Source organism: Hymenobacter ruricola (assembly GCF_015694525.1).
Lineage (GTDB): Bacteria > Bacteroidota > Bacteroidia > Cytophagales > Hymenobacteraceae > Hymenobacter > Hymenobacter ruricola.
The window spans coordinates 875,976-900,520 of the sequence record NZ_JADQDM010000002.1; the positions used below are offsets into that span (position 1 = coordinate 875,976).

The following is a 24,545-nucleotide window of genomic DNA, read 5'->3' on the forward strand; positions in this document are numbered from 1 at the left end:
AGTTAAGCGGGGCGGATGCAGCGAAAACGTTCATCTGCCCCGGCGTTCATCGCTGCGCATTTCTATCGGTAATACGGGTTGCAGTATGGATTTTGAACTGGAGGTAGTGCGCTTTGATGCCAATGATTTCGCCCGTAACCCGGTACCTTCTGTCAAAGTCCCAAGGATACACGATGCCGTACTTATTCTTGAGCGTGTCGTCTCGGTGATGACCGGGCAAGAGAAACAGCGAGTCGAACGCTGCTTCGCTTACCAATGCTACTGAACCCACCTGATAGTCCCTCGCCTCAAGCATTTTCACGATTCGACGGCGCGGCCACTTTCGCGTCACGCCTGAGTTCATTTTAGCTTGTATGAACGCCGGACGCATAAAAACTGGCACCTGCACCTCGCCGCTATCAATTTCAAAGTCGCCACACTCCGTGCATTCGTCGTGATAGACGAGCAAGGTATGTTTCAGGGACTCAGCGCCGCTTTGATTTGTAGCTACCCGACAAGCATTTATCCAGAAAAAAACCGACCCGCTGAGTAAGAATCGTTTAAACATTCGAAATTCGGGTCTAATAAAAAAGGACCAATCATTACTGATTGGCCCTTTTTAACGAAAGTTAGCAAGACAACATTGCGCCCTACACGTTAAACCGGAAGTGCATGATGTCGCCATCCTGCACCACGTAGTCTTTGCCTTCCACGGCCATCTTGCCGGCTTCTTTGATTTTTACCTCGGTTTTGTATTCCTGGTAATCGGGCAGCTTGATGACTTCGGCGCGGATGAAGCCTTTCTCGAAATCGGAGTGGATGACGCCGGCCGCGGCGGGCGCCTTGTCGCCGCGGTGGATGGTCCAGGCGCGCACTTCCTGCACGCCGGCGGTGAAGTAGGTAATCAGGTTCAGCAGCTCGTAGCTGGCCCGGATGAGCTTGTTCAGGCCCGATTCGGTGAGGCCGTATTCGCCCAGGAACATGGCTTTTTCCTCGGGGTCCTCCATCTCGGCAATCTGCGCTTCGATGGCGGCCGACACCAGCACCACCTGAGCGCCTTCGGCTTTCACGTGCGCGCGCAGGGCGTCCACGTGCTTGTTGCCGTTGCTGGCGATGCTGGCTTCGTCCACATTGGCCACGTAAATCACGGGCTTGATGGTGAGCAGCTGCAAATCGGCCACGGCTTCGAGGTCATCGGGCGAAGCGTCCACGGCGCGGGCGTTCTGGCCGGCTTCCAGAGCGGCTTTGAATTTCTGCAGCGACACCACTTCCTTTTTGGCCACGGCGTCGCCGGCCTTGGCGCTGCGCTCCGACTTCTGCAGCTTCTTCTCCACGCTTTCCAGGTCTTTGAGCTGGAGCTCGGTGTCGATGACGTCTTTATCGAAAACCGGGTCGACGCCGCCGGCCACGTGCACGATATTGGGGTCGTCGAAGCAGCGCACCACGTGGATGATGGCGTCCACCTCACGGATGTTGGCCAGGAATTTATTGCCCAGGCCTTCGCCCTTGCTGGCACCTTTCACAAGGCCGGCGATGTCGACAAACTCGATGATGGTGGGCAGCACGCGCTTGGGATTCACCAAGGCTTCGAGGATTTGCAGGCGCTCATCCGGCACGGTGATGACGCCCACGTTGGGCTCGATGGTGCAGAACGGGTAGTTGGCCGATTCGGCCTTGGCGTTAGAGAGAGCGTTGAAAAGAGTCGATTTGCCGACGTTTGGCAAGCCGACGATACCGCAGCGGAGGCCCATTTTTTTGAATTATGAATTACGAATTAGGAATTATGAGTTGGCATAATTCCGCAGCAAAGGTACGGCAGGGAGTAGCGCGAACTTTGTAGTTCGCGCTACTCCCTGCCGTAAAGTCATTGCAACGGTGTCGTTTGGCTGTTCGCCGGGGACGCGAACTACAGAGTTTGCGCTGCAGCAAAACGGCGCGAACGGACTTTTATCCATTCGCGCCGTTGGAAGGAGAGCTAATAGCTGTCAGCTAACAGCTTTTTAATAAGCGTCGTCGCTGCGGTTGGGGTCGAAGGCGGGGCGGTCGAACTCGCGGCGGGGCTGGTCCCGGTCGTCGTACTCACGGGGGCGGTCGAGCTCGGCCACTTCTTCGGGGCTCAGGAGCTCTTCGCGCACGTAGTCCACGGCGTCCTGCAGGGCGTCCACGAACTTGAGGAAGTCTTCCTTGTAGAGGAAAATCTTGTGCTTCTCGTAGCTGACCGAGTCGTTGCCGTTCTGACGGCGCTTGCTTTCGGTGATGGTCAGGTAGTAATCCTGGCCGCGGGTGGCTTTCACGTCGAAGAAATACGTGCGCTTGCCGGCTTTAATGCGTTGGGAATAAATTTCTTCCTGGTCGTGACGGTCGTCCACAGGGATTGGGTGGGGGTAATGGTGGGAAATAGAATCGGGCTTTGATTGAAGGGACTAACTTACGAAAGTTGCGACAAAGGTAAACGGCGGAGGCAGCGCGGGTGTTAAAGGTATCTTTGGGCGTTTGTCATCCTGAGCGCAGCGAAGGACCTTCTCACGCTTGAACGCTTTGCAGCAACTCAAGCAATGCAGACGTGAGAAGGTCCTTCGCTGCGCTCAGGATGACAGCCGTTAATCATAGCATCTCTCATGCCCATCGACCTCGCCGCCATTCGCTCTTTTGAGAACCTTGAGTTTCTGGCCCGCCAGCTCGTGGACGGGTTCATTACCGGCCTGCACCAGTCGCCCTACCACGGCTTTTCGGTGGAATTCTCGGAGCACCGCCTCTACAACCCCGGCGAAAGCACGCGGCACATCGACTGGAAGGTGTTTGCCCGCACCGACAAGCTGTTTGTGAAGCGCTACGAGGAGGAAACTAACCTGCGCGCCCACCTGCTGCTCGACGTGAGCCCCAGCATGTACTACCCCGCGCCGGGCCACGACAAGCTCAAGTTCAGCATCCTGGCCGCGGCGGCCCTCACCACCCTGCTCACCCGGCAGCGCGACGCGGTAGGCCTCGTCACCTTTGCCGAAACCGTGGAGCTGCAAACGCCGGTGCGCTCCACCAGCACCCACCGCCACACCCTGCTGCTGGCCCTGCAACAGCTGCTGGAGCGCCCGCCGGCGCCCAAAACCGTGCGCGGCACCGACGTGGCTGGCACCGTGCACGCCATTGCCCAGCAAATTCCGAAACGCTCCCTGGTCATCGTGTTCAGCGACATGCTGGGGCGCGGCGCGGCCGAGCAGGAAGCCGCCCTGGCCGCCTTGCAGCACCTCAAGCACCAGCACCACGAGGTGCTGCTGTTCCACGTGCTGGACCGCGCCACGGAGGCCGATTTTGACTTTGCCGAGCGGCCCTACATTTTCGAGGACGTGGAAACCGGTCAGGAAATTAAGCTCCAGCCCTCCCAGATAAAGGAGCAGTACCGCGCCGCCATGACGGCCTTCGAGCAGGAGCTGGCCCAGCGCTGCGGCCAGCTGCGCATCGACTTCGTGCCCGTGGACGTGCGCGAGCCGTTCGAGAAAGTGCTGTATGCCTACCTGGTGAAGCGCGGCAAGGTGCGATAAGGCTGGACCCGACCGTTGAAGCAACAAAAACGTCATGCCGAGCTTGTCGAGGCATCTCGCCGCGGGAAACTAATTACTGCGGCACGCGAGATGTCTCGACAAGCTCGACATGACGGGCTATTCAATTCCCTTATTCTTTATATCCCCTCCCGATTTCCGTGTTCTTCCTCCGTTTTCTCCTCGTTTTCCTGGTTTCCCTGCTGGTGTTCGCGCCCATCACGGGGTACATCGCCTACAACTACGGCCGCTCGTTCTGGCGCTGGTTTGCGTTTGGGCTGGTGGTGCCGTTTTTCTCGGTGTTCGTGGCGCTGTTTGTGGCCATGCGGGAGCGGGCGGCCGAGGAAAAAGAGGAAGCCCGGCGGCCGGGGGCGTAGCGTGCGGGGGGTAGAATTTAGGGCATGAGGGCCCCGCGCGGCAGGCTGGGCGCAGCGCAGCCTGCCGCGTTCAAGTTACTTTCGCGGCGGCGCTGTTGCCGTTGTTGCTTTCCCCTCCCCTCCTTTATGTATCACACGCTGCTCGTTCTTCATTCCTGGTCTCGTTGGTTCGTGGTCATTTTTGGCCTCATTGCTGTGTTTCGGGCCTACGTGGGTTACTCCGGCCGCCGGCCCTTCGCGAGCGCCGACAACGGCATGAGCGCCGCCTTTTCGGGCTTTATGTGGCTGCAGGTGCTCATTGGCCTGGGCCTGTACTTCGGCCTGAGCCCCTGGGGCCTGAACGCCATGAAGCAGGCCGGCGCCATGAGAGACCCCACCGCCCGCTTTTTCGGCCTGGAGCACGTGGCCGTGATGCTGCTGGCCACCGTGGTGGCGCAGGTGGGCCGCATCGTGGTCAAGAAAACGGCCGACAGCACCCAGAAACACCGCAAAGCCCTGCTCTACTTCGGCGTGGCCTTGGTACTCGTGCTGCTCATGATTCCGTGGGGCATCTGGAATCCGGACCGGCCGCTGTTTCGTTTCTAACGCGGTACGTACTAAGTTTGAATTGCTGCGTACTAACCGCAGTCCTTTCCGCTATTTTGCCCGGTTACCCTTTTGCCCTGCCGCCCGTGTCCACCGCGCCGAAACGTTCCTACACCGTAGAGGACTTCTCCGATTTGATTGATTCCCGCCTGCTGAAGCTCGAAAGCAAGCGCGAAGCCCAGCAACGCTACGGCTCCCTGCTGGCCGTGCTGCGCCAGCAGGTGGACTCTTACCGGCAGCGCAAAGCCAGGGGCCAGTAGCTGAAGTTTAGCATAATAACCCCAAAAAGCCTTTCTGCGCCGTGCAGAAAGGCTTTTTTGGTGCGCCGGCCGGCCCAATGCAGCCGAATTTAAATGCCCTGCCCGCCCGATACTTCGATGCGCTGGGCATTGACCCAGCCGGCCTCCGGGGTGCAGAGGAAGGCCACCACCGGGCCAATGTCGGTGGGCAGGCCCACGCGGCCCAGGGCGGTGAGGCTGGCGATGTGGGCGTTGACGTCCTTGTTGTCGCGGGTGCGGCCGCCGCCGAAATCGGTTTCGACGGCGCCGGGGGCCACCACGTTGACGCGGATGCGGCGCGGGCCCAGGGCCTTGGCCAGGTAGCGGGTCAGAATTTCCACGGCGCCCTTCATGCTGGCGTAGGCCGACGACAAGTCGTTGGTCATTTTGGTGAGGCCCGACGAGATGTTGACGATGCCGCCGCCGTCGTTGAGCAGCGGCAGGGCCTGCTGCGTGAGGAAATAAGGCCCTTTGTAGTGAATGTTCAGCATGTCGTCGAACTGCTGCACCGAGGTGCTGGCAAACGGCTGGTAGAGGCCCGTGCCGGCGTTGTTGATAAGAAAGTCAAACTTCTCGGTGCCGAACGTGTCGCGCAGGGCCGCCTGCACCTGCTCGAAAAAGCCGGCGAAGCTGCCCACCTCCGACGCATTGAGCTGCAGGGCCACAGCTTGGCGGCCGTGGGCGGTGATTTCGGCCACCACGGCCTCGGCTTCGGCCTGCTGGGTGTGGTAGGTCAGAATGACGTCGAGGCCTTTTTGGGCTAGGTTCAGGGCCATGTCTTTGCCCAGGCCGCGGCTGCCGCCGGTGACGAGGGCGATTTTGGAATTGCTCATCGGTTGAAGTATTGGGGGTGAACGATGAGGCAAAGGTCCGGGGCCCGCGGATGGGGTTTATGGTGAGTAGTTAAGTTTAAATGGTGACAGCTTCCGATGCAGCCGCTTGGCGTCCCGGCCGCCATCGGCCAGTTCTTACCAGGGCAAGGGGCCGGTGACCGAGGAGGTGGTGCCCGTCGGACCATCGGCCGGCAGCAGGGCCAGCCGGATGGCTTCCGCCGCTCCCTGCGCGGGGGTATCGGTGCCGGCAAAGCCGTTGAGGGCGGTGGCGGTGTAGCCGGGGGCGGCCGAATTGACCTTAATGGCCGTGGCGCGCAGCTCGGAGGCCAGGTGCACGGTGAGCATGTTGAGGGCGGCTTTGGAGGCCGAGTAGCCCAGCAGGCCCCAGTCGTTCTGCCCGCTGAGGGTGAGCGAGCCCAGCGGGCTCGACACGTTGACGATGCGCCCGGCCGCGGATTGCCTCACCAGCGGCAGCAGCGTTTGGGTGACGGCCAGCGTGCCCAGGAAATTGGTGTGCAGCACTTGCTCCACGCTGCGCACGGCGGCGGTACTGGCCGCGCCGTCGCCGGGCACATCAATGCCCGCGTTGTTTACCAGAATGTCGAGGTGGCCTTCCTCGCGTTGCAGGCGGGCCGCTGCCGCGCTGAGCGTCGCCGGGTTTCTCAGGTCCAGTTCGAGGAAGTGAACGTCGCCTTCGGCGGCCAGTTCGGCCGCGGCTTGCTGGCCTTTGGTGGCCTCGCGGGCTCCCAGATACACCCGGCAGCCCGCTTGCAGCAGCCCCCGCACGATTTCGAAGCCGATGCCCTTGTTGCCGCCGGTGACCAGCGCAATTTTCTTGTTTGCCATGTTGCTTGTGGGTTTAAGTTGGTACCCCACAAAGGTCCGGCGGGTGAACAGCGGGCAAACTTCGCCAGTCAACCTATCTGTTTTAGATTTCAAACAGGTTCTAAAATTACGATTGAACGACGTAGGGGCGGGGCCTGCCCCCGCCCCGCCGTTTGCGCCACCTCAGCACTACGTTCAACGATGGGCGGGGGCAGGCCCCGCCCCTACGTCGTTCAACTGTGTAGTTGCCGCCGGAAGTCGCCCGGCGTTTGCCCGGCGTGGCGCTTGAAGAAGGTGCAGAAGTGGGCCACGTCGGCAAAGCCCAGGCTGTCGGCAATTTCGGAGATGCTCCAGGTGGTTTGCTTCAGCAACAGCCTGGCTTCCTGCGCCAGGCGGCGGCTGATGAGGGCGGTGGTGGTGTGGCCGGTCGTTTCCTTGAGCACGCGGTTGAGGTGGTTGACGTGCACGGCCAGCTGGTCGGCGTAGTCGGTGGCGGTGCGCAGGGGCGGCTGCGGGCTGTGGCGCGGAAACTGCCGCTCCAGCAGCTCCGCGAATTGGGTGGCCACGCGCTCGGCGGCGCTGTGCGTGGACAGCGGGGCCGGCACCGGCTGCAGCTTCTGCACCAGGTAAATCAGCTCCCAGAGGTAGGTGCGCAGCAGGTCGGGCTTGTAGGCGTAGGCCGACGGCAACTCGTGCGCCATCTTCTGGAAAATGGCTTCGAGCGCCGCGCCGTCGGCTTCGGTCACCTCCCACACCGGGTAGGCCCCGGGCTGAAAAATCGGCAGCTCGGAGAGGACCACCCCGGTGCGGGCGGGCAGCAGAAACGCGTCGTCGAAGAGGCAGCAGTAGCCGGTGGGCGCCTCGGCGAGCGGCAGCCAGCGGTAGGGCACGCGCGGCGTCACCAGAAACAGGGTGTTGGCGCCCCGGTGCGGGGCCTGGTCGGCGTATTCTACCTGGCTGTTTCCGCGGCAGAGGGTGATTTTATAATAGTCCTTTCGGCTGAAATTCATCGGGGGCGCCCCGCGCAGGTCGGCCAACGGAAACACGTTGAAATGCCCCACGCCCGGCCCCATGGCCGGCGGTGGCAGCACGCCCACCGCCGACTCCGGCGTGGGGGCGCAGGCCTCGTAGAAGGCGGCGAGCGACTTGGGCTTCAGTGGGGCAGCGGTGCGCATCAGGCGGGCAGGTAGGCGGCAGTGGCAACTTCAGATACCGCTTCGGCTATGCTTTCCGGGGCGTCGGCGCGCTCCGCCGCCCACGCCTGCTCGCGGTACTGCTTGGGGGTGCAGCCCTGGAAGCGCTTGAAGAACTTGGTGAAGTTGGAGGGGTCGTAGGTGAGGGTGGCGGCCACGTCGGCCACCGAGCGGCGGGGGTCGCGCAGCAGGCCGCGGGCCACGTCGAGGATGCGGGCCTCGAAGAAGTAGCACGGCGAATGCCCGGTGGCCAGCTTGATGGTGTTGCTCAGGTGCGTGGGGTGGAGGCAGAGGATGCTGGCCAGGTCGCGGATTTCGAACATCTCGGTGGCACGGCCGGCCACCACGTCGGCCAGGTGCCGGTCGACTTCGCGCAGAAAATCGGCGGTGATTTCGTGCTGGCGGGCCAGGAGCTTTTTGGGGAGGGGGGTGGGCATGCTACCTTGTGAGGACTTGATATAGTAACGCTATTCATAAACAACAGAACGGACAAAACATCTTCGTTCCCACCCGCACCCTACCATGAAGGTACTTCTGAACCTAAAACATTGGCAGCTTTTTGCCCTTCAACTTGGCCCCTCCCTCGTTGCACATTTTTTTTTATTTGGCACACTCCAGTCGGGTGCATCGATGCGGTTTGCCTTCGTGATGTTTGCCGTGGAAATGTTGTTTTTCGCCGGCACTCTTTTCGGCTGGCTGTATGCGGTGGCGACCGGTTTGCACGACGCCCTCCCCGCTGGGGTGTCCCTGCACTTGAAACGGTTTAAAACGGCGCTGTTTATCCCCGTTTTCTACATCGCGGCCATTCTGACGTACCTACTCAGCGGGGTTGGCGCAGGCGCCTTGGGCGGTCATGTCGGCCTTATAGCATTGCTGGTTGTGCCCCTCCACCTGTTCTCCATGGCCAGCATTTTATACTGCTTATATTTCACTGCAAAGTCGTTGAAAGCGGTGGAATTGCAGCGCCCGCTGGACCTTTCAGACTATTTGGGTGAGTTGTTTCTGATTTGGTTCTTCCCCATTGGCGTTTGGCTGATTCAGCCCCGGGTGAATGCCCTGTTCAAGGCAACGCCGCTTGCTTCTACCCGCTCCAACTCCGAGCAAACGGGGGTCTAGATGTAACAGACACCATTGCCAACGCTGGTAACGGCATCTTTCGCTTCAAACCTTGCTTTACCAGCGTTGGTAATGCCATCTTTCGACTGAAACCTTGCCTTACCAACGTTGGTAACGGCATCTTTAAGCCCAATTCCCCATTACCAACGTTGGTAACGGCATCTTTGGACCCAAACCTGGCCTTACCAACGCTGGTAATGGCCCCTTGAGGTAAAATCCCCGCAGTATCAGAAAGATACTGGCGCTACGGCGGTTGCTTATGGTGGAATCCTGACTACATTGGCAGCATCATTCACCTACCCCTATAAGCGCATGTTCCTGCCATTCCTCAAAAACCCCTTCTCCACCAAGAAAATGGCCCGCGAAGACTTCCGCGACCTCATGGCCGCCAACCTCGACCGCATGAGCGGCCAGAACCAGGAAGGCCAGTACTCGGCCATGATAAGCGCCCTGCAACCCCACCACGACGCCTACGCCGCCTTCCTCGGCGACCAGGACGAGCACGTGGGCGAGCGCCTGGGCAACACCGACGCGGTGGAAAAAATACTGGCCGGCTTCAAGCTCTTTGCCAAAAAGGAGCTGCTCGTGGACGTGGCCTACATTTTCGGCCGCAAAGCCCCCGACGACAAAGCCCTCGCGGCCTTCCTGCCCGCAGGCCGCGGCGAGTACAGCGGCGCCACCCTCAAAACCCTGCCCACCCTGCTGGAGCGCGCGGCCACCCTCACGGCCAAATACGAGGACCAGTTGGGCAAAGACCTGGCCCAGAAGGCCGAAAAATTCAAGCAGGACTACGACGACGACCGCCGCACCCAAGGCGCGAGCAAGGGCGCCGTGCAGGGCGACAGCAAAGAAGAAAAGAAGCTGCGCAAAGCCGCCGCCCGCCAGCTCAAGCTGAACCTGCTGGGCCAGCTCACCCTGCACGTCGACGAGCCCGACGCGGTGAAGGCCCTCTACGACCCGAAGATTTTCACGCAGCCCAAGCCCGGCACGGCCCCCGACGCGGCCGCCTAGCCCCGGCCACCCGCCCCCCGCCAAAGCCCGCCCCATCTTGTGAGGGCGGGCTTTTTGCGGTAATTTGGCCTTCCTCACCGCCTTTCGCTCTGCATCATGGAAATTGCCTCCTCCCCCGGCGCCGCCACCTGGGTGGCCGTGGCCGCCGCCGAAGCCGCGCCGCCCGCGCCGGCCGCGGGCCACGCTCTCCCCACCGCCTGCCTCAACTGCGACACGCCCCTCACCGACAAGTTTTGCGCGCACTGCGGGCAGCCGGCCGCCACCCACCGCTTCAGCATGGGGCACCTGCTGCACGAGATTCCGCACGCCATCTGGCACGTCGACAAGGGCATCCTCTTCACCCTGCGCGAACTGGTGCTGCGGCCCGGCCCCACCGTGCTGGGCTACCTGCGCGGGCAGCGGGCCCGCCACTTCGCCCCGCTCTCGCTGCTGCTGCTCGTGACGGGCGTGGCCAGCTTTCTGGCCATGAAGCTGCGGCTGGCCGCCCTCGGCAACAGCCTGAACCCCGACGCCTCGGCCGAGCTGCGCGAAGCGCAGGCGCACGGCGCCGAGTCGGCGATGCACTACATGGGCTGGATTTACGTGGCCATGGCGCCGGTCATCGGGCTGTTTGTGCGGCGGGCCCTGCGCCGCACGGGCCTCAACCTGGCCGAGGCCATGGTGGCGGTGCTCTACGTGACGGCGGCCGGCAACCTGCTCTCGCTGCTGTTCATGCCGGCGTACTACTGGGTCAGTTCCGGCGCGGCGTACTACGGGGTCACCACCGGCTCCTCGCTGGCCGTCATCAGCTACCAGGGCTGGGCCTACGGGCAGCTGCTGGGCGAAACCCGGCTGCGCGGCTGGGGCCGCTGGTGGCGCGGCCTGCTCACGGCCACGGCGGCCTACCTGCTGGTGATGTGCGGGGCCGTGGTCATCGTGATGGCCCTGAACTGGGGCAGCTTCAAGGCGGCCGTGCACAAAGAAGTGAAACACAAGCGGGCCCTGCGCGCGGCCCCGGCCGCCGCTCCGCCCACGCGGCCGTAGCCGCCGCGGGCATTGGGTTAAGACACTGAAAAAGCCCCGCCGCTCCCCAGCGGTGGGGCTTTTTTCGAGCCTCTGAAAACAAAATCCTACCTTCGCCCTACCAATCTTCCCTCCCACCCAACCCCCATTTCATGTCCACCTTACATGACCGCGCCCACCTCGGCGGCCAACAACTGCGCCCCGAAAGTTTGATGATGAGCTACGGCTACACCCCCGCCTGGAGCGAGGGCGCCATCAAACCCCCTATTTTCCAAACGTCTACCTTCGTCTTCGGCAGCGCCGAGGAAGGCAAGGCCCACTTCGAGCTGGCCTACGGCCTGCGCCAGGCCAACCCCGACGAGGAAATGGGCCTCATTTACTCGCGCCTCAACAACCCCAGCCTGGAAATTCTGGAGCACCGCCTCTGCCTCTGGGACGGCGCCGAGGACGCGGCCAGCTTCGCCAGCGGCATGGCCGCCATCAGCACCACCCTGCTCGCCCTGCTCAAGCCCGGCGACGTGGTGCTGCACTCCGAGCCCGTGTACGGCGGCTCCGATTTCTTCCTCAAGAACGTGCTGCCCAAGTTCGGCATCACCGCCGTGGGCTTCCGCCCCACCGCCACCCCGGAGGAACTCACCGCCCAGGTGGCCGGCATCGAGCAGGGCCGCCTGGCCCTGATTTTCGTGGAAACTCCCGCCAACCCCACCAACCACCTCGTGGACCTGGAAGCCTGCGCCGCCCTGGCTCGCCAGCACGGCACCGCCGAAAACCCCATCCGCCTGGTGGTCGACAACACCTTCCTCGGCCCGGTGTTTCAGCACCCGCTCAAGCACGGCGCCGACGTGGTGCTGTACTCGGCCACCAAGTTTCTGGGCGGGCACTCCGACCTCATTGCCGGCGCGGCCCTGGCCAGCAAGCCGCTGATGAAGGAAATCAAAGCCATGCGCACCTTCATGGGCACCATGTGCGACCCCAACACCGGCTGGATGCTCATGCGCTCCCTCGAAACCCTGAAGCTGCGCATGGAGCGCGCCGCCCAGTCGGCCCAAGTCATTGCCGACTGGCTGCGCCAGCACCCGCTGGTGGCGCGCACCTACTACCTCACCCACCTGGAGCACAACCCCGCCCAGCAGGACATCTACCGCCGCCACTGCCTCGCGCCCGGCTCCATGATTTCCTTCGACATCCGCGGCGGCGAGCCCGAAGCCTTCCGCTTCCTCAACGCCCTGCGCCTCATCAAGCTGGCCGTGAGCCTCGGCGGCACCGAAAGCCTGGCCGAACACCCCGCCACCATGACGCACTCCGACATCTCCGTGCCCGAGCAAGCCGAAATGGGCATCACCTCCCAGATGATACGCCTCAGCATCGGCGTGGAAGACCCGCAGGACCTGATGCTGGACCTGGAGCAGGCGTTTGCGGCCGTGGACGTGGCCAAGGAAAGGGCGCTGGAACTGGCGTAGAGAATTTTCTTTTCAGTTTATGGCAGCACTAGAGGAAATCAAACAAGCAATTTCAGAGTACGCTTGCGCTTATCAAAGGCTTAACGAACTACAGAGAAAGCACTCGGAATTAATTCCTGAAGGCGACCAAAAGACGGGTGCCGTAGGTGAGTTTTACGCCAAGTTGTATGTAGAAGCGCTCTACCCAGAAGCAACTATTTCTTTTGGCGGAAATAGTAACAAGGCATGGGATATTCAAATTGCACAGAATGGAAACTTACGCCACATCCAAGTAAAAACTTCCTCTGCTTTTTCTAAATATCGCAAGCTCTCGCCCATTCATCATGGCTGGCATGAGCTTTATATCCTTCATTTGAACACCGCACTTCAACCAGATGGATTTTGGGTTATTAGCGATAATGCTCTAATTGACAAAGGCCAGGTACTCAGAGAATCGTACGGACCTCGGCCAGACCAACACAGTAAAAAGTCCGGCAAATTATTATTTGGGCCGAATCGTATTGATGAATTTCGAAGTCTCATAAGCCAAAATAACCCCGGTCTTTTTTAGCTACGAAACAAAAAGAGCCTGCCGCTTCATCAGCGGCAGGCTCTTTTTGTAGCGCGAACTTTGTAGTTCGCGTGGCTGAACGACAATCGTTAAGGGGGCGCGGGGCACGCGAACCACACAGTTCGCGCTACTGCCTACTGCCCCAGCACGATGGCAAACACCAGCGGCGCCACGATAGTCGCGTCGCTTTCGATGATGAATTTCGGGGTTTTCTCGCCCAGCTTGCCCCAGGTGATTTTCTCGTTGGGCACGGCGCCGGAGTAGCTGCCGTAGCTGGTGGTGGAGTCCGAAATCTGGCAGAAATAGCCCCACAGCGGCACGTCGTGGCGTTGCAAGTCCTGGTGCAGCATGGGCACCACGCAGATGGGGAAGTCGCCGGCAATGCCGCCGCCAATCTGGAAGAAGCCGATTTTGCTTTCCTCGGTGGCGGTGTTGGTGTACCAGTCGGCCAGGTACATCATGTACTGGATGCCCGTCTTCATGGTGTGCACGTTCTTGATGTCGCCCGAAATCACGTGGCCGGCGTAGATGTTGCCGAGCGTGGAGTCTTCCCAGCCCGGGCAGATGATGGGCAGGTTTTTCTCGGCCGCGGCCAGCATCCAGGAGTGTTTGGGGTCAATCTGGTAGTACTGCTCCAGGTCGCCCGACTTCAGAATCTGGTAGAAGAATTCGTGCGGGAAGTAGGCTTCGCCGGCCTGGTCGGCCTTTTCCCAATGCTTGAGCACGGTGTGCTCGATGCGGCGCATGGCCTCTTCCTCGGGGATGCAGGTATCGGTCACGCGGTTCATGTGGCGCTTCAGCAGCTCGTGCTCGTCGGCGGCGGTGAGGTCGCGGTAGTGGGGCACCCGCTCGTAGAAATCGTGGGCCACGAGGTTGAAGATGTCTTCCTCAAGGTTGGCGCCGGTGCAACTGATGATTTGCACCTTGTCCTGGCGAATCAACTCGGCCAGTTGAATGCCCATTTCGGCGGTGCTCATGGCGCCGGCCAGAGTTATCATCATCTTGCCGCCATCGGCGAGGTGCTTGTTGTAGCCATCGGCCGCGTCGATGAGGGCCGCGGCGTTGAAATGGCGGAAATGATGGCGGAGAAAGTTGGTTACTTGCATGTGTGGGGAAAATGCGCCCGCGGGGGCGCCGTTTGGGTGAGAAATGCTAATATTCGCCCTCCTCGCCGCCGGCGGGGCGAGGGTGGGCAGCGGGGGGCGGCGGGGGCGCCGGGGCGGGCCACTGCGTCAGCAGTTGCCGGTTGATGTAGTCCACCACGGTTTGGGCTTTGGTGTTGGTGTTGCTCATGTACAGCACGAACGGCGACATGCCAAACGCGGAGTTATACGAAGCCAGCGCCTGCAGGTAGCCCGGCTGCTTTTTCCGGTACACGTCCGGGTTGCGCAGCTTGAGCTCCACGTTTTTGTACCACAACAGGGGCAGCACGTAGGCCTGCGTGATTTCGCTCCACGGAATGACGCCCATTTTCAGGTTGTAGTCGTTGATGCCCTCGTCGTTCAGCACCATGCGGGGCCGGCGCCGAAACAGCTGCACCGCCGCAAACACGACCATGCCGCCAAAGAACACCAAGCCGCCGAGGCCCATCAGCCGGGCCTCGGAGTCATCGAGCAGCAACAGCGCCGCGCTGCCCAGCGCCAGCGCCAGAAAGAAAAAACCCAACAAGCCAAACAACCAGCGCGAATTTCGGACAATGAGGGGTTCCATGAGGCAGGTAAAAGGAAGTCGCTGGCTATACCGGCTGCTCAATCATCAGGTTGTGGTTGGTGTAAATGCAGATGTCGGCGGCGATGTGCAGGGCGTCCTCCACCATCTGGCGCGCTGATAAATGCGGGGCGTGCTTTTTCAGGGCCAGAGCGGCGGCCTGCGCATACATGGCCCCGCTGCCGATGGCGGCCACGTCGGAGTCGGGCTCCAGCACGTCGCCGGTGCCGCTGAGGATGAGCAGCTCGTCTTTGTCGACCACAATCATCATGGCTTCCAGCTTGCGCAGGTACTGGTCTTTGCGCCATTCCTTGGCCAGCTCGATGGCCGCGCGCTTGAGGTTGCCGCCGTAGCCGTTCAGCTTTTCGTCGAACTTGTCGAGCAGCATGAAGGCATCGGCGGTGGAGCCGGCGAAACCGGTCACGATTTTGCCGTCCTGGAGCTTGCGGATTTTGCGGACGTTGCTTTTGGCCACGTGCTTGTCCATGGTGGCCTGGCCGTCGGCGCCGAGGGCGATTTCGCCGTTGTGGCGAATGCCGAGGACGGTAGTAGAACGAATTTTTGCTTGCATAAGGCCGCAAAAATACAACGCCCCGGCTTGGCGCGGTCCCGGCCCGCGGCTCATTTTCCGGCCGGCGCGCGTCGGGGCCGAATTACCCCCGCCAGCCGCTCAAACAGCCGAATCCAGCCCCGCCGCTGGCGCTCAAACGCGATTCCCAGCAAGCCGGCCGCCACGCAAATGCCCGCCACCACCTGCCCCAGCTGCAGCCAGTCGTTCGCCCGCCAGCCCAGGGCCACGCGCCACAGCACAAGGAGCGGGAAGTGAAACGCGTAAAGCGGAAAAGACAGCTCGGCCAACCGCCGAAACGCCGGCGCCCCCGTCGAGGCCACGCCCGGCCCCGCGCCGGGCAGGCCCCAGATGGCCAGCGCCACCAGCGCCCCCACCAGCCAGTCGGTCACAAATTGCCCCGACAGAAAGAGCGGCCGCACGCCCACCGCCACCGGCCAGGCGGGCACATATGCCACCGCCAAGCCGCTCAGCACCAGAAAAAGCGTAAACCATAGCCCTGCTTGCCTTCTTCCAATGGACCACTTTGGCCACCGCCACGCCGCCACCCCAAACAGCCAGACGGGCAGCATCAGCAGGATTTTGGGGCCGGCCAGCACCGCGGCCCCGGCCAGCCACCACCCGGCCCGTGGAATGGCCGCCCGGTAGCACCAGAGCCCAAACAGCGCGTAGTACCAAAACTCGTAGCTCAGCGACCACAGCGGCGAATTGAGCGGCGGCGCCGCGGACAAGGGGCCGCTTTCGCTGCCAAAAGCGGCCGTGAGCAGGTAGCGCAGCCCCGAATGCTCGTGCACGTAGCGGGCCGTGAGCGGCGCATCGACGTTGACCACAATTATTTCGACCAGGGCCGTGAGCAGCAGCGCCGGCCCCAGCATGGAGTAGAGCCGGCTCAGCCGGGCCACGGCGTATTGGCGCGGGCCGCGGTTGTTGGCGGCCGTGGTGAAGGCAATGACGTAGCCCGACAACACGAAAAACACCACCACGGCCGCGTGCGACGCCCGACCCAGCGCCTCGTGCAGCGCCGGGTAGTCCGTCAGCCACTGGCTGCTGGCGTGAAAAACCACCACCACCAGCGCCGCCAGCAGGCGCAGCGCATCGAGGGCCACGCTGGTGCTGGTGCTGATGGGCGACGGTTGGGAGGGCGGCTTCATGCGTTTTGCACGACGTTACTGTTTATTAAAATCACTCCGCATTGCTCGCAGGCGCTAAGGTATCGGGCAAAAAAAAACCAGCCGGCGAGGGCTGGTTTTCTTCTGTGGCATTCGCCTCAAATCATCAGGCGCATGGGGTCTTCCAGCAGGCTTTTCAGCGTCTGGAGGAAGGCGGCGCCGGTGGCACCGTCCACCACGCGGTGGTCGCAGCTCAGGGTCACCTTCATGATGTTGCCGATGGCCAGCGCGCCGTCCTTCACAATGGCGGTTTGCTTGATGCCGCCCACGGCCAGGATGCAGGCATCCGGCGGGTTGATGATGGCCGTGAACTCGTCGATGCCAAACATGCCCAGGTTCGAGATGGTGAAGGTGCTCCCCTCCCACTCGGCGGGCTGCAGCTTCTTGCTCTTGGCTTTGCCGGCCAGCTCTTTCACCTCATTGGCGATGGCGGCGAGGCCTTTCTGGTCGGCGTTGCGAATCACGGGCACCAGCAGGCCTTCGTCCACAGCCACGGCCACGCCGATGTTGATGACTTTGTTCTGGCGGATTTTATCGCCCAGCCACGAGGAATTCACGGCCGGGTGCGAGCGCAAGGCAATAGCCGCCGACTTCAGCACCAGGTCGTTGAAGGACAGCTTCACCGGCGACAGCTCGTTGAGCTTCACGCGGGCTTCCATGGCCTTGTCCATGTTGATTTCCATCGTGAGATAGAAATGCGGGGCCGTAAACAAACTCTCCGAGAGGCGCTTGGCAATGACTTTGCGCATCTGCGACACGGGCGTGTCGGTGTACGTATCGGTCGAAGCCGGGGCGCTGGCGGCCGGCGCGGCAGGCGCAGCCGCTTGCGGCGCGGCAGCCGGTGCCGGAGTTGCAGCAGGCGTGGCCGCCGCAGCTGCCTGCGGAGCCGGAGCAGCGGCAGCGCCGGGCTGGAAGTTTTCCACGTCGCGCTGCACAATGCGGCCGTTGTCGCCGCTGCCCACTACCTGGGCCAGGTTGATGCCTTTTTCTTTGGCGATGCTCTTGGCCAGCGGCGAAGCGAGGATGCGGCCACCGGCAGCGGGAGCAGCGGGCGCCGAAGTAGCGGCGGGCGCAGCGGCCGGGGCTGCCGTTTCTGCAGCGGCGGGTGCTGCCGGAGCCGGGGCTTCAGCCGGCGCGGCGGCCGGGGCCGCACCGCCACTCTGGCCGCCCAGCAGGGCCTGAATGTCGGCGCCCTCTTCGCCGATGATGGCCAGGATGCCGTCCACGGCCACGGCTTCGCCGGCTTTGGGGCCGGTGTAGAGCAAGGTGCCGTCTTCGTAGTTTTCCAGCTCCATGGTGGCTTTATCGGTTTCGACTTCGGCCAGTACGTCGCCCGACTTCACTTTATCGCCCACCTTTTTCAGCCAGGCAGCGATGGTGCCCTCGGTCATCGTGTCGCTCATTTTGGGCATGCGCACCACGGTGGCTTTCTTGCCATTGGCGGGGGCAGCCGGGGCGGCGGGGGCTGCGGCGGGCGCAGGAGCTACCGGGGCCGGCGCCGGGGCAGCGGGGGTTTCGGCTTTGGAGGCTTCGGGTGCGGGAGCAGCGGCCGGCGCGGGCGCAGCCGCACCGCCCTGGGCGCCGGAAAGCAGGGCGGAAAAGTCTTCGCCTTCTTTGCCCACGATGGCCAGAATGCCGTCCACAACCACCGATTCCTTCTCTTTCGGCCCGATGTAGAGCAGGGTGCCGTCTTCGTAATTTTCCAGCTCCATGGTGGCTTTGTCGGTTTCGACTTCGGCCAGGATGTCCCCGGATTTAACTTTATCACCCACTTTTTTGAGCCAGGCCGCGATGGTCCCTTCGGTCATCGTGTCGCTCATTTTGGGCATTTTTATGATTTCGGCCATCGGATTTGTCGCGCTTGGATTGAGGAGGCCAAAATTAGCCCGAAAAATTGGCCAGACAACCAGTAATCAGCCGGCGGCCTGCAAATGCGACACGTCCAGAAAATTCTTCACCGTGAAAAAACTGCCGGTGAACTCCAGCTTATACAAACACAAGTTGCTGTGCTCGAAGCCTTCCATGTAGCGGAGCGGGTAGTTGAGCAGCTGGCAGAGCATCACGCGCAGGGCGCGGCCGTGCATGCACACCAGCACGGTTTGCTCGTGCTCCCGCGCCTTCAAGAGTTCGATGAAGGGGCGCTGGCGGGCGGCCACTTCCTCGGGGCTTTCGCCGCCGGTGAGGCGGGCGTCGGTGCGGCCTTCGGCCCAGTCGTGGAGCACCTGGCGGTACTCGGCGTCCTCGTCCATGGTGATGCGGGTGCCTTCGCGCGTGCCCCAGCTGATTTCGTTGAGGCCGGGGTGGGCTTCGTGGGGCAGGCCCAGGTCGAGGAACTGCTGCACCGACTCGTGGGTGCGCCGCAGGGCCGAGGTGTACACTTTATCGAAGGGCACGTGCCCGTAGGCGGCAAAGAATTGGGCGGCCTGGCGCCGGCCGGTTTCGTTGAGGCTGGAATCAACGCCGCTGCCCTGCACGATGCCCCGCACGTTGAAATCGGTCTGGCCGTGGCGCAGCAGGAAGATGGTCCGGGGCCTCACGTGGGGTGTACTTTTGCGGAAGAAAGCGTCAGGAATCCTTACAAAGTACGAGACCGGCGTTTAGTTGTTAGTTGCACGTTGCTGGTTGTCAGCCAAGGTTGCTTGATTTTACGAAAGTTGTCAGGCAGCATTTCCCAACCTACCGCCGCTGGCTAACAACTGACAACGAGCAACTAATACCTGAATATGACCCTGGAAGAAGTACAGCGCTGGACGGATTCGCGCCCCAATCTGGCCCATGCCCTGGGCATCGAAATCACGGCCGTGGCCCCGGACGCCCTTGAGGGCCGCATGCCCGTGGACGGCCGCACCCACCAGCCCATGGGCCTGCTGCACGGCGGCGCCTCGGTGGCCCTGGCCGAGACGCTGGGCAGCATCGCCGCCACGCTGCGCGTCGACCGCGCCAAGCAAGCCTGCGTGGGCCTGGAAATCAACGCCAACCACCTCAAGGGCGTGCGCGAGGGCTGGGTGCGGGGCCGCGCCACGCCCGTTCACGTGGGCCGCAGCACGCAGGTGTGGGAAATCCGTATTACCCACGAAGAAACCGGCGCGCTGGTCTGCATCAGCCGCATCACCATGGCCGTGATTGACTTGCCGGGCGCCGCCGGAAAAGCAGCCTAATGTCCGCCACCGAACTTCGACAGCTCCGCTGGCCTGCCCCGGCGGCCGGCCTCGATGCCCGGGCCCGCCTGCGCCACCTCGCGGCCGGGGCCCTGCGCACGGGCCGCCCGCTGGCGCTGTGGCGCGAGCCCGGCGCCGAACACCCGCGCCTGCTGGTGGCCCGCGCGCTGGAAGCGGCCTTCACCGGCCTGCCGCCCGCCCTGGAGGCCCAGGCGCCGGCCGGTTTCGCCTTTTTCCCGTTTCGCGATTCCGACCACAACCCGGCCCTGTTTCTGCCCGCCGACGTGCGCTTCGACGCGGCCGAGCCCGACGCGGTGGCCGTGGCGGCGGTCGCCAACGACCTGGTGCCCGCGCTGGCCGCCTGGCTGGCCGCGCCCACGCCCGAAAGCCTGACCTGGCACCATGGCGCGCAGCCGGCCCCGCACGCCGCCAGTGAAGCCGAATACACCGAACTGGTGAGCAACGGTGTGGCGGCCATTGAGGCCAGGGAGGTGGTGAAAGTGGTGACTTCGCGCGCGGCGCGCCGGCCGCTGCCCGCCGGGTTCGATGCGTTTGGGGCGTTTCTGGCGCTGACGCAGAAGTACCCGCGGGCCTTTGTGTCGCTGGTGAGCGTGCCGGGCGTGGGCACCTGGCTGGGCGCCACGCCCGAAGTGCTGGCGGAGGTGACGGCCGACGGCACGTTTCACACCATGGCGCTGGCCGCCACGCAGCCCATCACGGCCGAGGTGACGCCGCGCACGGCCATCTGGCGGCAGAAGGAAATTGAGGAGCAGGCACTGGTGGCGCGCTACATCGTGAGCTGCTTCAAGCAGTTGCGGCTCCGCGAATACCACGAAACCGGGCCGCGCACGGTCATTGCCGGCCAGCTGCTGCACCTGCGCACCGATTTTGAGGTGAACCTCAAGCACGTGCCCTTCCCCAACCTGGGCACCGACATGCTGCGCCTGCTCCACCCCACTTCCGCCGTGGGCGGCATGCCCAAGCAGGCGGCCCTGGAATTTATTCAGCAGCACGAAGGCTACGACCGGGCGTACTACAGCGGTTTCCTGGGCCCGGTGAACGTGGCGGCCCCCGGCGTGGCCCGCCTCTACGTAAACCTGCGCTGCCTGCAGTTGCGCCAGGGCGAAGCCATCCTCTACGCCGGCACCGGCCTCACCGGCGACTCGGACCCGGCGCGGGAGTGGCAGGAAACCGAACTGAAACTGCAGACCGTGGCGGCGGTATTACATGAATAATCGAATGTCATGCTGAGCGCAGTCAAAGCATCTCGCGTGCAGTGGTAATCAAAACGAATGTAACGAAGCGAGCGAGATGCTTCGACAAGCTCAGCATGACGTTCTTTTCAAGCACCTACACTCTCAGACTTATTCATGCAAGCCGTTTATAACATTGCCGAAATCTGCGCCCAACACGGCATCACCGACGTGGTGCTGTCGCCGGGCTCGCGCTCGGCGCCGCTCGCGCTGGCCTTTGCGCGGCACCCGGCTTTTCGGGGCCGGCTGCGGGTGGTGCCCGACGAGCGCGCGGCGGCGTTCATCGGGATGGGCATTGCGCAGGCCACGCGCCGGCCGGTGGTGCTGGTGTGCACGTCCGGCTCGGCCGGGCTGAACTACGCGCCGGCCGTGGCGGAAGCTTTTTTCCAGCAAATTCCGCTGCTGGTGCTCACCGCCGACCGGCCGCCGGAATGGATTGACCAGCTTGATGGCCAGACCATTCGGCAGCAAAACCTGTACGGCCGCCACGCCAAAGGGGCGTTTGAGTTTCCGGTAGATACCAGCCACCCCGACGCGAAATGGCACGCCGAGCGCCTAGTCAACGAGGCCATCAACCTGGCCAGCGCCTACCCGCAAGGCCCCGTGCAGGTGAACGTGCCCCTGCGGGAGCCTTTCTACCCGAAAAAAGACGAGCCCGCGCACTACGAGGCGGACGTGAAAATCATTCGCGACACGGACTACTCCGCGCTGAACACGGGGCCCTTGCCCGGGCCGCTGCACGAGTTGCTGGCGGCGGGCCGCGTGCTGATTGTGGCCGGCCAGCACCCCGCCGAGGTGAAGCTGGAAGCCGCGCTGCGGCGGCTGTCGGCCACGCACGGCATTCCCGTGGTGGCCGATGTCATCGCCAACGTGAGCGGCGAAGCCGACTGGTCGGGCGATGCGCCGCTGGGCGCCCAGAACGATTTTGCCCTGCACCGCCAGGACGTTTTTCTGGCGGGCCTATCAGGAGCGGAGAAGGCGGCACTGCGGCCCGATTTGCTCATCACCTTCGGGCAGTCGTTGATATCCAAAGCGCTGAAGCTGTTTTTGCGCGATGCGGCCCCGCGCCAACATTGGCACGTGCAGGCCAGCGGGCCCGTCTCGGACACGTTTCGGCGCACCACCGAAATCATTCGCTTGTCGCCCGCCGCGTTTTTTCAGGGCCTGGCCAACGCAGAGTTGCCCCCGGCCGAAGCCCCGCACAACGAGGCTCTGCAACAGGCCTGGCAGCGGGCCGACGTTGCCGCTGGCCAGATGCTGACCAGCTTTTTCGGCCAGCCGGCACCCGTCTTTAATGAGTTTTCGGCCTTCCACCGGGCCCTGAAAACCCTGTTGCCGCACACCGCCCTGCACTTGGCCAACAGCATGGCCGTGCGCTACGCCAACATTCTGGGCATTCCGCAGGGCCGGCAAATTGAGGTTTTCGCCAACCGCGGCACCAGCGGCATCGACGGCTGCACTTCCACGGCGGTGGGCGCGGCGCTGGCCCAGCCCGGGCGGCCGGTGGTGCTGCTCACCGGCGACGTGGCGTTTTTTTACGACCGCAACGCCTTCTGGCACAATTACCCCCTGCCCAACCTGCGGGTGGTGCTATTCAACAACCACGGCGGCGGCATTTTCCGCATCATCGACGGACCGCGGCAGCAGCCGGAGCTGGACGAGTTTTTTGAGACGCGCCAGCTGCTCACGGCCGAGAACACAGCGCGCGATTTTCAGCTGCGTTATTTCCCGGTTTCGTCGTTTGAAGAACTTGATGCCGCGCTGCCGGTTTTCTTTGCAGCCGAAACCGGCGCGGCCATTCTGGAAATCTTTACCGACTCCAAAACCAACGCGGCGTTTTTTGAGGAATACCGCGCGGCGGTGAAAGCCGCTTTTGCGTAACTGTCATGCTGACGAAGGAAGCATCTTATCACGGCTACTTTCGTCGGCTTTTGTAACCCTTGCGGCGTGGACGTGATAAGATTCTTCGCTGCGCTCAGAATGACACCATTCTATGACCGAACCCATCCAGTGGACGCCCATTAAGGAGTTCAAAGAAATTCTGTTCTCCCAGTTTGGCGGCATCGCCAAAATCAGCATCAACCGGCCGCAGGTGCACAACGCCTTCACGCCGCTCACGGTGCAGGAGATGATTGAGGCCATGAACATCTGCCGCGACCGCACCGACATCGGCGTGGTGGTGCTCACCGGCGAGGGCGGCCGGGCCTTCTGCTCGGGCGGCGACCAGAGCGTGCGCGGCCACGGCGGCTACGTGGGCGACGACGCCGTGCCCCGCCTCAACGTGCTCGATTTGCAGAAGCAAATCCGCTCCATTCCCAAGCCCGTGGTGGCCATGGTGGCGGGCTGGGCCATTGGGGGCGGCCACGTGCTACACGTGGTGTGCGACCTGACCATTGCCGCCGAAAACGCCCGTTTCGGCCAGACCGGCCCCAACGTGGGGTCCTTCGACGGGGGCTTCGGCGCCTCCTATCTCGCCCGCGTGGTGGGCCAGAAGAAGGCCCGCGAAATCTGGTTCCTCTGCGACCAGTACGACGCCCGGGAAGCCCTCGACATGGGCCTCGTGAACAAAGTGGTGCCGCTGGAGCAGCTGGAAGAAACCACCGTGGCCTGGTGCCACAAGATTCTGCAAAAGAGCCCCTTGTCGCTGCGCATGCTGAAATCCAGCTTCAACGCGGAGCTGGATGGCCAGGCCGGCATTCAGGAGCTGGCCGGCAACGCCACGCTGCTCTACTACCTCTCGGACGAAGCCAAGGAAGGCCGGAATGCTTACATGGAGAAGCGCCAGCCGGATTTCTCGAAGTTTCCCAAGTTTCCGTAAGGCCGGCGCCGCCGCGCGCCTTTGCCCAACCCCGGTTTTGCGAACACGCGCAGGGCCGGGGTTTTGCGTTGGCGGAAGCTCGGGCCAGCTGTTAAAAGCCCTCACCGAAGGCCCGGCAGCCCTCGCACCAGCCGTAGAAAAAGCGCAGCCGCTCGTGCTTGCGCTCTTTTTTCAGGGCTTTGGCCTCGGCGCGGGCTTGTTGTTCGGCGGGGGTGGCCGGCAGGGGCTGCGGCGCGGCAGCGGGCACGGCGGAGGTGGGAGCTTGCGGGTGGGAGTTCATGGCGGAAGGCGGTGGATGTGGTACCGATATTACCGTTTTTTCCCCGAAAAGTCAAGCGTTTTCTTTCGGGGCGGCGGGCAAGCTCGGCCTTACTTTGCAGCCGGCGGAATCGGTTTGCTTTTGGTTTGCAACCCTTTTTTCGCTTCCGGCTCTATCAGCAAAGCTTCGCGACGGCCATGACCCTGACGCAGAAATTCCTCAGCTACTTTTTTCCCTTCACGCGCAAAATCACGTCCGAGTTCAGCGGTGAGCTGGAAATCACCGTCTCGAACGGCCGCAAGGTGCTCGATAGCCTGAACGCGAACTATTCCTACGGCTCGCTGCAGCGCATCCTGAAATTTGGGCTGGCGCAGGTGAGCTTACCCGGCCTCGGCCGCGTGCTGCTGCTGGGGCTGGGCGGCGGGTCGGCCGTGGCCACGCTGCGGCTGGATTTTGGCTTCAAAGGCCACATCACGGCCGTCGACATCGACCCGGTGGTGATAAGCATTGCCCGGGATGAGTTCGGCATCATCGAGGCCGAAAACCTGCAGATTGTGTGCGCCGACGCTTTCACATTTGTCAAAACCCACCCGGCCCGGTTTGATTTGATTATCGTTGATTTATTCATTGACAATCAGGTGCCGGCCAAATTTTTAGCGGCTGATTTCTGGCAAGACACTTGCCGGCTGTTGCGCCCCGCCGGGCACCTCATCTTCAACACCATTGGCCCGGCGGCGGGGGCCGGCGCCGTGCAAGCAGAGCTGGAAAGGTTGGGCCTGCACGTGCGCGAATTTGCGGCCGTGGAGCGCACCAATACTCTCTTGATTGCGAGCCGGCCTTGAGCGCCGCGCTGCCGGCCGCCCAACGCTGG

Annotated in this window: 28 protein-coding genes; 14 read left to right on the forward strand and 14 right to left on the reverse strand. The window is 62.8% G+C overall.

Annotation, left to right across the window (positions count from 1 at the left end):
• Nucleotides 1-46: 46 nt before the first annotated feature.
• The 3 genes from I2H31_RS07865 to I2H31_RS07875 form a co-directional block, all read right to left on the reverse strand.
• Nucleotides 47-547, reverse strand: coding sequence for a hypothetical protein (locus I2H31_RS07865; protein ID WP_196292432.1), 501 nt, complete (start codon nucleotides 545-547; stop codon nucleotides 47-49).
• 82 nt (nucleotides 548-629) lie between these two features.
• Nucleotides 630-1,730 (reverse strand): redox-regulated ATPase YchF, encoded by a 1,101-nt coding sequence (ychF, locus tag I2H31_RS07870; protein WP_196292433.1) that lies wholly within the window; start codon nucleotides 1,728-1,730, stop codon nucleotides 630-632.
• A 249-nt stretch (nucleotides 1,731-1,979) separates the two neighbouring features.
• Complete coding sequence (locus tag I2H31_RS07875) at nucleotides 1,980-2,348, reverse strand: DUF3276 family protein (protein ID WP_196292434.1); 369 nt, start codon at nucleotides 2,346-2,348, stop codon at nucleotides 1,980-1,982.
• Nucleotides 2,349-2,597: 249 nt separating this feature from the next.
• On the opposite strand from I2H31_RS07875, the gene I2H31_RS07880 reads away from it, so the two are divergent.
• The 4 genes from I2H31_RS07880 to I2H31_RS07895 all read left to right on the forward strand — a co-directional run bounded on the left by I2H31_RS07880 (nucleotide 2,598) and on the right by I2H31_RS07895 (nucleotide 4,734).
• Nucleotides 2,598-3,515 (forward strand): DUF58 domain-containing protein, encoded by a 918-nt coding sequence (locus I2H31_RS07880; RefSeq protein WP_196292435.1) that lies wholly within the window; start codon nucleotides 2,598-2,600, stop codon nucleotides 3,513-3,515.
• 158 nt (nucleotides 3,516-3,673) lie between these two features.
• A complete protein-coding gene (locus I2H31_RS07885) occupies nucleotides 3,674-3,889 on the forward strand; it encodes a hypothetical protein (protein ID WP_196292436.1) in 216 nt (71 codons plus the stop codon).
• Nucleotides 3,890-4,015: 126 nt separating this feature from the next.
• Nucleotides 4,016-4,474, forward strand: coding sequence for a hypothetical protein (locus I2H31_RS07890; RefSeq protein ID WP_196292437.1), 459 nt, complete (start codon nucleotides 4,016-4,018; stop codon nucleotides 4,472-4,474).
• Between the two features lie 56 nt (nucleotides 4,475-4,530).
• Entirely contained in the window at nucleotides 4,531-4,734 is a 204-nt protein-coding gene (locus tag I2H31_RS07895) for a hypothetical protein (RefSeq protein ID WP_196292438.1), read from the forward strand.
• 89 nt (nucleotides 4,735-4,823) lie between these two features.
• Here I2H31_RS07895 and I2H31_RS07900 read toward each other — a convergent pair whose 3' ends face one another.
• From I2H31_RS07900 to I2H31_RS07915, 4 genes are all read right to left on the reverse strand, one after another.
• Complete coding sequence (locus I2H31_RS07900) at nucleotides 4,824-5,585, reverse strand: SDR family oxidoreductase (protein ID WP_196292439.1); 762 nt, start codon at nucleotides 5,583-5,585, stop codon at nucleotides 4,824-4,826.
• Nucleotides 5,586-5,720: 135 nt separating this feature from the next.
• Nucleotides 5,721-6,431 carry an SDR family NAD(P)-dependent oxidoreductase gene (locus tag I2H31_RS07905; protein WP_196292440.1) on the reverse strand — a complete coding sequence of 237 codons (711 nt, stop codon included), beginning with the start codon at nucleotides 6,429-6,431 and terminating at the stop codon, nucleotides 5,721-5,723.
• A gap of 212 nt (nucleotides 6,432-6,643) precedes the next feature.
• The gene (locus I2H31_RS07910; protein ID WP_230687529.1) at nucleotides 6,644-7,585 is read right to left on the reverse strand and encodes a helix-turn-helix domain-containing protein; all 942 of its coding nucleotides are present in this window, start codon (nucleotides 7,583-7,585) and stop codon (nucleotides 6,644-6,646) included.
• Nucleotides 7,585-8,040 (reverse strand): helix-turn-helix domain-containing protein, encoded by a 456-nt coding sequence (locus I2H31_RS07915; protein WP_196292441.1) that lies wholly within the window; start codon nucleotides 8,038-8,040, stop codon nucleotides 7,585-7,587. Before I2H31_RS07915 ends, I2H31_RS07910 begins: the two co-directional genes overlap by 1 nt.
• An 85-nt stretch (nucleotides 8,041-8,125) precedes the next feature.
• Between I2H31_RS07915 and I2H31_RS07920 the strand changes: the two genes are divergently transcribed.
• The 5 genes from I2H31_RS07920 to I2H31_RS07940 all read left to right on the forward strand — a co-directional run bounded on the left by I2H31_RS07920 (nucleotide 8,126) and on the right by I2H31_RS07940 (nucleotide 12,742).
• Nucleotides 8,126-8,719 carry a hypothetical protein gene (locus I2H31_RS07920; RefSeq protein ID WP_196292442.1) on the forward strand — a complete coding sequence of 198 codons (594 nt, stop codon included), beginning with the start codon at nucleotides 8,126-8,128 and terminating at the stop codon, nucleotides 8,717-8,719.
• Between the two features lie 312 nt (nucleotides 8,720-9,031).
• The gene (locus I2H31_RS07925; RefSeq protein WP_196292443.1) at nucleotides 9,032-9,730 is read left to right on the forward strand and encodes a hypothetical protein; all 699 of its coding nucleotides are present in this window, start codon (nucleotides 9,032-9,034) and stop codon (nucleotides 9,728-9,730) included.
• 96 nt (nucleotides 9,731-9,826) lie between these two features.
• On the forward strand, nucleotides 9,827-10,753 hold the full coding sequence (locus I2H31_RS07930; RefSeq protein WP_196292444.1) for a DUF3667 domain-containing protein: 927 nt from the start codon (nucleotides 9,827-9,829) through the stop codon (nucleotides 10,751-10,753).
• A gap of 131 nt (nucleotides 10,754-10,884) precedes the next feature.
• A complete protein-coding gene (locus I2H31_RS07935) occupies nucleotides 10,885-12,192 on the forward strand; it encodes a cystathionine gamma-synthase family protein (RefSeq protein WP_196292445.1) in 1,308 nt (435 codons plus the stop codon).
• Nucleotides 12,193-12,211: 19 nt separating this feature from the next.
• Nucleotides 12,212-12,742 (forward strand): hypothetical protein, encoded by a 531-nt coding sequence (locus I2H31_RS07940; RefSeq protein ID WP_196292446.1) that lies wholly within the window; start codon nucleotides 12,212-12,214, stop codon nucleotides 12,740-12,742.
• A gap of 134 nt (nucleotides 12,743-12,876) precedes the next feature.
• On the opposite strand, the gene I2H31_RS07945 is transcribed toward I2H31_RS07940, so the two are convergent.
• The 6 genes from I2H31_RS07945 to I2H31_RS07970 all read right to left on the reverse strand — a co-directional run bounded on the left by I2H31_RS07945 (nucleotide 12,877) and on the right by I2H31_RS07970 (nucleotide 18,723).
• On the reverse strand, nucleotides 12,877-13,848 hold the full coding sequence (locus I2H31_RS07945) for a deoxyhypusine synthase family protein (protein WP_196292447.1): 972 nt from the start codon (nucleotides 13,846-13,848) through the stop codon (nucleotides 12,877-12,879).
• Between the two features lie 46 nt (nucleotides 13,849-13,894).
• Nucleotides 13,895-14,452: an STM3941 family protein gene (locus tag I2H31_RS07950; protein WP_196292448.1), complete on the reverse strand. Its 558-nt coding sequence runs from the start codon at nucleotides 14,450-14,452 to the stop codon at nucleotides 13,895-13,897.
• Between the two features lie 25 nt (nucleotides 14,453-14,477).
• Nucleotides 14,478-15,020 (reverse strand): ATP-dependent protease subunit HslV, encoded by a 543-nt coding sequence (hslV, locus tag I2H31_RS07955; RefSeq protein ID WP_196292449.1) that lies wholly within the window; start codon nucleotides 15,018-15,020, stop codon nucleotides 14,478-14,480.
• A 50-nt stretch (nucleotides 15,021-15,070) separates the two neighbouring features.
• Nucleotides 15,071-16,168 (reverse strand): acyltransferase family protein, encoded by a 1,098-nt coding sequence (locus tag I2H31_RS07960; RefSeq protein WP_196292450.1) that lies wholly within the window; start codon nucleotides 16,166-16,168, stop codon nucleotides 15,071-15,073.
• A 116-nt stretch (nucleotides 16,169-16,284) separates the two neighbouring features.
• A complete protein-coding gene (locus I2H31_RS07965) occupies nucleotides 16,285-18,033 on the reverse strand; it encodes a pyruvate dehydrogenase complex dihydrolipoamide acetyltransferase (RefSeq protein ID WP_196292451.1) in 1,749 nt (582 codons plus the stop codon).
• Between the two features lie 66 nt (nucleotides 18,034-18,099).
• Nucleotides 18,100-18,723: a histidine phosphatase family protein gene (locus I2H31_RS07970; RefSeq protein WP_196292452.1), complete on the reverse strand. Its 624-nt coding sequence runs from the start codon at nucleotides 18,721-18,723 to the stop codon at nucleotides 18,100-18,102.
• A gap of 186 nt (nucleotides 18,724-18,909) precedes the next feature.
• Here I2H31_RS07970 and I2H31_RS07975 point away from each other — a divergent pair, with 186 nt between their 5' ends.
• The 4 genes from I2H31_RS07975 (at nucleotide 18,910) to menB (ending at nucleotide 23,415) form a co-directional block, all read left to right on the forward strand.
• Nucleotides 18,910-19,344, forward strand: coding sequence for a hotdog fold thioesterase (locus I2H31_RS07975; RefSeq protein ID WP_196292453.1), 435 nt, complete (start codon nucleotides 18,910-18,912; stop codon nucleotides 19,342-19,344).
• Nucleotides 19,344-20,579 (forward strand): chorismate-binding protein, encoded by a 1,236-nt coding sequence (locus tag I2H31_RS07980; RefSeq protein ID WP_196292454.1) that lies wholly within the window; start codon nucleotides 19,344-19,346, stop codon nucleotides 20,577-20,579. The genes I2H31_RS07975 and I2H31_RS07980 overlap by 1 nt, the downstream gene beginning before the upstream one ends.
• A 135-nt stretch (nucleotides 20,580-20,714) precedes the next feature.
• A complete protein-coding gene (menD, locus tag I2H31_RS07985) occupies nucleotides 20,715-22,478 on the forward strand; it encodes a 2-succinyl-5-enolpyruvyl-6-hydroxy-3-cyclohexene-1-carboxylic-acid synthase (RefSeq protein WP_196292455.1) in 1,764 nt (587 codons plus the stop codon).
• Between the two features lie 112 nt (nucleotides 22,479-22,590).
• A complete protein-coding gene (gene menB / locus I2H31_RS07990; RefSeq protein WP_196292456.1) occupies nucleotides 22,591-23,415 on the forward strand; it encodes a 1,4-dihydroxy-2-naphthoyl-CoA synthase in 825 nt (274 codons plus the stop codon).
• A 91-nt stretch (nucleotides 23,416-23,506) separates the two neighbouring features.
• Here the strand turns inward: menB and I2H31_RS07995 are convergent, their stop codons facing one another.
• Nucleotides 23,507-23,695, reverse strand: a complete 189-nt coding sequence (locus tag I2H31_RS07995) for a hypothetical protein (RefSeq protein WP_196292457.1) — start codon at nucleotides 23,693-23,695, stop codon at nucleotides 23,507-23,509.
• A gap of 125 nt (nucleotides 23,696-23,820) precedes the next feature.
• Here I2H31_RS07995 and I2H31_RS08000 point away from each other — a divergent pair, with 125 nt between their 5' ends.
• Entirely contained in the window at nucleotides 23,821-24,516 is a 696-nt protein-coding gene (locus tag I2H31_RS08000) for a spermidine synthase (protein ID WP_196292458.1), read from the forward strand.
• Nucleotides 24,517-24,545 lie beyond the last annotated feature (29 nt).

Coding starts and splice junctions, on each gene's coding strand:
- I2H31_RS07865 (WP_196292432.1), bottom strand. CDS start 547: ATGTTTAAACGATTCTTACTCAGCGGGTCGGTTTTTTTCTGGATAAAT.
- ychF (WP_196292433.1), bottom strand. CDS start 1,730: ATGGGCCTCCGCTGCGGTATCGTCGGCTTGCCAAACGTCGGCAAATCG.
- I2H31_RS07880 (WP_196292435.1), top strand. CDS start 2,598: ATGCCCATCGACCTCGCCGCCATTCGCTCTTTTGAGAACCTTGAGTTT.
- I2H31_RS07890 (WP_196292437.1), top strand. CDS start 4,016: ATGTATCACACGCTGCTCGTTCTTCATTCCTGGTCTCGTTGGTTCGTG.
- I2H31_RS07900 (WP_196292439.1), bottom strand. CDS start 5,585: ATGAGCAATTCCAAAATCGCCCTCGTCACCGGCGGCAGCCGCGGCCTG.
- I2H31_RS07905 (WP_196292440.1), bottom strand. CDS start 6,431: ATGGCAAACAAGAAAATTGCGCTGGTCACCGGCGGCAACAAGGGCATC.
- I2H31_RS07910 (WP_230687529.1), bottom strand. CDS start 7,585: ATGCGCACCGCTGCCCCACTGAAGCCCAAGTCGCTCGCCGCCTTCTAC.
- I2H31_RS07915 (WP_196292441.1), bottom strand. CDS start 8,040: ATGCCCACCCCCCTCCCCAAAAAGCTCCTGGCCCGCCAGCACGAAATC.
- I2H31_RS07920 (WP_196292442.1), top strand. CDS start 8,126: ATGAAGGTACTTCTGAACCTAAAACATTGGCAGCTTTTTGCCCTTCAA.
- I2H31_RS07925 (WP_196292443.1), top strand. CDS start 9,032: ATGTTCCTGCCATTCCTCAAAAACCCCTTCTCCACCAAGAAAATGGCC.
- I2H31_RS07930 (WP_196292444.1), top strand. CDS start 9,827: ATGGAAATTGCCTCCTCCCCCGGCGCCGCCACCTGGGTGGCCGTGGCC.
- I2H31_RS07935 (WP_196292445.1), top strand. CDS start 10,885: ATGTCCACCTTACATGACCGCGCCCACCTCGGCGGCCAACAACTGCGC.
- I2H31_RS07940 (WP_196292446.1), top strand. CDS start 12,212: ATGGCAGCACTAGAGGAAATCAAACAAGCAATTTCAGAGTACGCTTGC.
- I2H31_RS07945 (WP_196292447.1), bottom strand. CDS start 13,848: ATGCAAGTAACCAACTTTCTCCGCCATCATTTCCGCCATTTCAACGCC.
- I2H31_RS07950 (WP_196292448.1), bottom strand. CDS start 14,452: ATGGAACCCCTCATTGTCCGAAATTCGCGCTGGTTGTTTGGCTTGTTG.
- hslV (WP_196292449.1), bottom strand. CDS start 15,020: ATGCAAGCAAAAATTCGTTCTACTACCGTCCTCGGCATTCGCCACAAC.
- I2H31_RS07960 (WP_196292450.1), bottom strand. CDS start 16,168: ATGAAGCCGCCCTCCCAACCGTCGCCCATCAGCACCAGCACCAGCGTG.
- I2H31_RS07965 (WP_196292451.1), bottom strand. CDS start 18,033: ATGGCCGAAATCATAAAAATGCCCAAAATGAGCGACACGATGACCGAA.
- I2H31_RS07975 (WP_196292453.1), top strand. CDS start 18,910: ATGACCCTGGAAGAAGTACAGCGCTGGACGGATTCGCGCCCCAATCTG.
- I2H31_RS07980 (WP_196292454.1), top strand. CDS start 19,344: ATGTCCGCCACCGAACTTCGACAGCTCCGCTGGCCTGCCCCGGCGGCC.
- menD (WP_196292455.1), top strand. CDS start 20,715: ATGCAAGCCGTTTATAACATTGCCGAAATCTGCGCCCAACACGGCATC.
- menB (WP_196292456.1), top strand. CDS start 22,591: ATGACCGAACCCATCCAGTGGACGCCCATTAAGGAGTTCAAAGAAATT.
- I2H31_RS07995 (WP_196292457.1), bottom strand. CDS start 23,695: ATGAACTCCCACCCGCAAGCTCCCACCTCCGCCGTGCCCGCTGCCGCG.